The 5617-nt window shown below is 71.0% G+C and carries 5 protein-coding genes and 2 pseudogenes; all 7 read right to left on the bottom strand.

Going from position 1 to position 5617, the window contains the following annotated elements:
* A pseudogene (locus ACE3TL_RS16455) lies at window positions 1-467 on the bottom strand (divergent polysaccharide deacetylase family protein); the annotation flags it as partial.
* Between the two features lie 120 nt (window positions 468-587).
* The gene (locus tag ACE3TL_RS16450; RefSeq protein ID WP_374579744.1) at window positions 588-1994 is read right to left on the bottom strand and encodes a S41 family peptidase; all 1407 of its coding nucleotides are present in this window, start codon (window positions 1992-1994) and stop codon (window positions 588-590) included.
* A 94-nt stretch (window positions 1995-2088) separates the two neighbouring features.
* The gene (locus ACE3TL_RS16445; RefSeq protein ID WP_374579743.1) at window positions 2089-2940 is read right to left on the bottom strand and encodes a murein hydrolase activator EnvC; all 852 of its coding nucleotides are present in this window, start codon (window positions 2938-2940) and stop codon (window positions 2089-2091) included.
* Between the two features lie 31 nt (window positions 2941-2971).
* The gene (gene rlmH / locus ACE3TL_RS16440; protein WP_374579742.1) at window positions 2972-3436 is read right to left on the bottom strand and encodes a 23S rRNA (pseudouridine(1915)-N(3))-methyltransferase RlmH; all 465 of its coding nucleotides are present in this window, start codon (window positions 3434-3436) and stop codon (window positions 2972-2974) included.
* Window positions 3437-3585: 149 nt separating this feature from the next.
* Window positions 3586-3999, bottom strand: coding sequence for a ribosome silencing factor (rsfS, locus tag ACE3TL_RS16435; protein WP_374534356.1), 414 nt, complete (start codon window positions 3997-3999; stop codon window positions 3586-3588).
* Between the two features lie 79 nt (window positions 4000-4078).
* Window positions 4079-4738, bottom strand: coding sequence for a nicotinate-nucleotide adenylyltransferase (locus ACE3TL_RS16430; RefSeq protein WP_374579741.1), 660 nt, complete (start codon window positions 4736-4738; stop codon window positions 4079-4081).
* A gap of 27 nt (window positions 4739-4765) precedes the next feature.
* Window positions 4766-5617, bottom strand: a pseudogene (locus ACE3TL_RS16425) (glutamate-5-semialdehyde dehydrogenase); the annotation flags it as partial.

The following is a 5617-nucleotide window of genomic DNA, read 5'->3' as shown; positions in this document are numbered from 1 at the left end:
GCCGCGATGATCGGCAGCGGCCCGTTCGGACCCTGGGCGTGGAAGCCGGCCAGCGGCGCGGGGGCCAGCGGGCCGGCGGCGTGGAACGGCCGCGCGCCCTGGACGGTGATGGTCGCCTCGCCCATCGCCCCGATCGGGGCCTCCGAAAGCTGGAAGATGTCCTCGGTGACGGTCGGCTGGCCGTCGCGGCTCAGCCCTTCGCGCCAGCCCTCCGGGGTCGGGCCGGCGCTGATCTTGGCCAGCGACAGCCGCACGACCGGGGTGCTGGCCCTCGGATCGCCGATCAGCGCGATCAGGGCGGCCACCGTCAGCAACAGCAGGCCGGCCGCCGCGCCGGCGCCGACATAGGGATTGGTCAGGGCCTGCATCGCCCGGTCGGGGAGCGGGGAGGCCGGCGCGGGCGCCGGTGTTGCGGTCGCAAACTGCTTTTTCGAAAACATGGCCATGGTCGCGGAACGTTCCAGCATTGGAACCTCCGCAAACATGGTTAACAAACGACTTATACAGTGAACGTCCGCGCCGGCCCGTTAACCCCCACGCAAGGGAGTTGGAGAGGGCGTGACGGCGGCCGCCACGCCCTGGATTCCCTATTTCTTTTCCGGCGCCGGCTTTTCGAGCGTCGCGGTCGGCAACGCCGCCTTGGGCGGAACCACGGCGGCCATCTTCGGCTCCGGCTTGGGCAGTTTCGGGGTCGCCGCGACCGAGCCGTACTTCAGCACATCCTTGGCGCGGGCGAGCTGGAAGTCGCCCTTCTGCTCGTCGAAGCCCTCGGGCGGCGCCTCGGCCGGCACGTGGGCGCCGCGGCGGGCCTTGCCCTCCTCGGCGTTCAGCGCGTTGCGGAACGAGGCTTCGGAGAACTGGAACGCCCGGTTGGCGATCCGCTGGGCCTGGTCGCGGGTCTCGGCGACCTCCAGGTCCGGCTCGATGCCGGTCTTCTGGATCGAGCGGCCGGACGGGGTGTAGTAGCGCGCCGTCGTCAGCTTCAGCGCCCCGTCCATGCCGCCGCGCAGCGGGATGACGGTCTGCACCGAGCCCTTGCCGAAGGTGGTCAGCCCCACCACCTCGGCCCGCTTGCGGTCCTGCAGGGCGCCGGCCACGATCTCGGCGGCCGAGGCCGAGCCGGAGTTCACCAGCACCACCATCGGCAGCCCGCCGGCGTCGTCGCCCGGCCGGGCGTTGTAGCGTTCGATGTCGCGCGGATCGCGCCCGCGCTGCGAGACGATCTCGCCCCCTTCCAGGAACATGTCGGAAATGCCGACCGCCTGGTCCAGCAACCCGCCCGGATTGTTGCGCAGGTCGAGCACCAGGCCCTTCATCTTCGGGTTCTTGGCGCGCAGGTCGGCCAGGGCGGCGCGGGCCTCCTCGGTGGTCTTCTCGTTGAAGGCCGAGACGCGCAGATAGCCGTAGTCGCCTTCCATCTTAGCGGTGGCCGATTTCGGCTTGATGACCTCGCGCACCACCTTCACGTCGAAGGGATCGGTCTTCTCGCGGGCGATGGTCAGGGTGACGGCTTCGCCCGGCTTGCCGCGCATCTGCTTGACCGCCTCGTTGACCGACAGGCCCAGCACGCTCTCGCCGTTCACCGCGGTGATGAAGTCGCCCGCCTTGATGCCGGCGCGGGCGGCGGGCGTGTCGTCCATCGGCGAGATCACCTTGACCACGCCTTCTTCGCTGGTGACCTCTATGCCCAGTCCGCCGTATTCACCGCGCGTCTGGTCGCGCATGTCGTCGAAGCTGTCGGGGTTCAGATAGCCCGAGTGCGGGTCCAGCGAGGTCAGCATCCCGTCGATCGCCGCCTCGATCAGCTTCTGATCGTCGACCTCGGTCACGTACTGCCGCTCGACCGTGTCCACCACGTCGCCGAACAGTTCGAGCATCTTGTAGGTCTTGGCCTTGGGCGCCTGGGCCGAGGCGAGCGCCTGCTGGCTCACATAGGCCATGGAGCCGGCGCCGAGCACGAAGGCCGAAACCCCGATCAGAAGATACTTACGCATATCAGGCCCTTGAGCCTCCCTTGCGGCGGGACGGCGCCGCTCCGGAACATTCCAGAACCACGTTCCACGCCAAATTCGGCGGAAATGGTTCGACCTAATCCGCCGGCCTGTCCAGCCATCTCGCCGGATCGACGGGCGACCCGCGTTCGCGGACCTCCAGATAGAGCTCGGACGGGGCGTCCTTGTCGCCCGGCATCCAGCCGATGGGCGCGCCGGCCGCCACCGATCGGCCGGTCTCGACGCTCGCCCGGTCGAGGCCGGCCAGCACCAGGTGATAGCCGCCGGTCAGCCGCAGGATCAGGATGACCCCCCAGCCCTTAACAGGCCCTACATATTGCACCAGCCCGCCGCCCGGCGCGGCCACCTGCGCGCCATGCGCCGCGTCATAGGTCAGGCCTGTCGCCTCGCCGCCGCCGGGCAGAGGCTCTCCGAACCGGCGCAACAGGGCGCCCTGGACCGGCGCGCGCAGGGCGGCCGGCGGTGTGGTTGGGCCTTCCTCGATCCGCAAGGCGCCCGGCGGCGTGGCCTCCAGCCGCTCGCGCCGCTCGGCCAGTTCGGAATCGCTGGTGAACAGGGCCTCGCTGGCCACGGCGGCCAGGCGCCTCTGCCGGGCGATGTCGGCGGCCTGGGCGGCGTAGGCCTTGGCGCGTTTCTCCAGTTCGGGCGTGATCGCCTTGACCAGGATCGCCGCGCGTACCGCGTCGGTGGCGTCGCCTGGGCTGACCAGCAGGGCCGGCGGCGGATCGCGGCGGAACTGGGCCAGCGCCGTCAGCAGCCGCGCCATGCGGTTCAGGTTGCGGCCCTGCTCGGCGTTCAGCGTAGTCTCGCGCACGTTCAGCCGCTCCAGCCGCATCTGGGTGTCGCTGGCCGCATAGGCGAGCGCGCCCGCGGCCAGGCTGGCGCCCAGAGCGGCGCCTACAGGCAGGAGAAGGCCGCGGCGGATCATGGTCCAGCGATACTCCGCCGCCGCATCGTCCTCAATCGCGGTGATAGGGGCCGCCGGCCAGAATGGTGACGGCGCGATAGACCTGCTCGGCCAGCATGGCGCGGGCCAGGGCGTGCGGCCAGGTCTGCGGCCCGAAGGCCAGCTTGCCATGGGCGGCGGCCAGCAGCGACGGATCGAGCCCGTCGGCGCCGCCGATCACGAACACCAGCCGCCGCACGCCGTCGTCGCGCAACCGGCCGATCTCGGCGGCGAAGGCGCGCGAGGGCCGGGCGGCCCCGTGCTCGTCGCAGGCGATGACATGCGCGCCTTCCAGGTGTGGGCGCAGCACCTCGGCCTCGGCCGCCTTACCGGGCTTCCTGGCTTCGACCTCGACCACCTCGACCGGCCCGAGCCCCAGCGCCCGCCCGGCGGCCGTCGCTCGGTCGACATAGAGCTTCACCAGCTCGACTTCCGGCGAGCGGGCCAGCCGTCCGATGGCGAGGAGGGTGATCTTCATGCTGTCGCCGTCAAACAGATGCTCCCCCTCTGGGGGAGCTGTCGGCCGTAAGGCCGACTGAGGGGGACTTTGATTTGCGCCGCAGGCCCCCTCTGTCTCGGCGCGAGCGCCGATCCACCTCCCCCGGAGGGGGAGGAGCTAGAGGACTGTCAGCTCGCCTGCGTCCGGTGCGGGGCGTCGACCGACCAGATCTTCTCGATGTTGTAGAACTGGCGCACCTCGGGACGGAACAGGTGGATGATCACGTCGCCGGTGTCGATCAGCACCCAGTCGCAATGCGGCAGGCCCTCGACCCGCGCCTTGCCGTGGCCGTGCTCCTTCAGCGCGCGCAGCAGGTGATCGGCCATGGCGCCGACATGACGGTGCGAACGCCCGGACGCCACGATCAGGGCGTCGGCCACGGCGCTCTTGCCTTTCAGGTCGATGAAAACCACGTCCTGCGCCTTGTCGTCGTCCAGGCGTTGCAGGATCAAATCTCCCAGGGCGGTGATACTCGCCTCGGGGTCGGTGGAAGCCGCGGGAACCGGGGCTTCGTGCGCGCTAGGCGCAGGGTCAGGGCTCAGCGGGGTCGCTCCTTTGTTGCCTCGCTGGAGCAGCCATAGCACGGATGGGGGCTTTGGTCAGCCCGCCGTCGCCAACTCGTCAGCCGTGGCCTCCGCCCATGCGTTCGCGCAGCAGGGTGGAGGACTGGAAATTCAGCGGCCCGGTCAGGAACACCCAGCGCGGCGGGTCGCTTGCGGGCAGCAGCCTGGCCTCCTGGATCGGCGCGCGGGCGGCGGCGAACCGGCGCGCGGCGGGCGAGGAACGGCTCTTGAGCGAGATCCAGGGGCGCGAGACCACGGCGACCGGAACCTCGGCCATGATCTGGGTCCAGCCGCGCCAGCGGTGGAAGCTGGCCAGGCTGTCGGCGCCCATGATCCAGACGAACTGCACGCCCGGAAACCGCGCCTTCAAGGCCCGCAGGGTGTCGACGGTGTATTGCGAGCCGAACCGCGTCTCGGCGTCGCTGACGATCATGCTGCGTCCGCGCGCCACCTTGCGCGCCCCGGCCATCCGCTCGGCCAGCGGTGCGGTCTCGTGGCTGGATTTCAGCGGGTTCTGCGGGGAGACCAGCCAGATCACCCGGTCCAGGCCCAGCCGGCGCCGCGCGGTCTCGGCGACGTGGGCATGGCCCTCGTGGGCTGGATTGAACGAGCCGCCATAGAGGCCGACGCGCATGCCCGGCTCCAGGGTGAAGCCGAGACGAAGGGCCGCAGGGCGGCCGGCGACGGGCCGGCGCCTAGCCGCGCCCGCGAACCACATGCGCGTTCCCTGGGGCGTCTTTCGCGGTCAAAGCGTCTTGGCCGAGGCGGGGTTGCGGTCGATGTTGCGGTCGCTCTGGCGCACGCGGGCGCGGACGGTGAACACCCCGTCCCCCGACAGCACCCCGCCGCGGGCGAACAGCCGGCCGTTCTCCCAGTTGGAGAGGCCGAGCTCAGGGCGGCTGAGGGCGAACTGGCCGTCGACCCAGCGGGTGAAGCCGTCGCCCACGAAGGGCGCATTCACGCTCGCATAGAACCGCTCGTGCGCAGCGTCGTCCTGCGAGATCAGGGTGGCGGCGAACTGCGGGCTGTAGCGGTTGAAGAGCGCCACGGCCTCGTCCACCGAGTCCACCAGCACCAGGGCCAGCTCCGGCGTCTCCTCCCACTCCCATTCCTGGCCGAGCCGGCTTTGCGCCAGCAGCTCGACCTTGGGTTCCTCGACCGGCCCTTCGGCGCGGCCGACCACGACGCGGGCCTGGCGCCAGGCATCGGGCAGGGCGGTTTCGCCGCCCTCGACCACGTGCAGTTTGACGCCCTTGCGCCGCTCGCCGGCCAGGTCGAGCGCCTCGAGGAAGGCCGGGACCAGCGTCGGCGCGGCCTCGCGCACGATGGCGCAGACATTGAGCGTGTTGCAGACCTTGCGGTCGAGCGAGTGATAGACGACCGCCTTCAGCCGCGCCGGGTCGGCGTCGGCGGCGGCCACCATCCAGGCGCCGCCCGTGCCGTGCAGGCTGACCGGCGTGCCGGCCTGGCGGGCGATGGCGCCGAGCTGGGCCACGGCCGGGCCGGAGCCGCGCGCCACCGCCAGGGCCAGGCGCGGATCGGAGAACATCGCCCAGCCGGCCGCATGCTCGGGGCTGTCGACCAGGGCCGCCGAATC

The organism is Phenylobacterium sp., assembly GCF_041920015.1.
GTDB lineage: Bacteria > Pseudomonadota > Alphaproteobacteria > Caulobacterales > Caulobacteraceae > Phenylobacterium.
The sequence above is the reverse complement of the archived record's forward strand: the minus strand, read 5'-3'. Positions and strand labels throughout refer to the sequence as shown.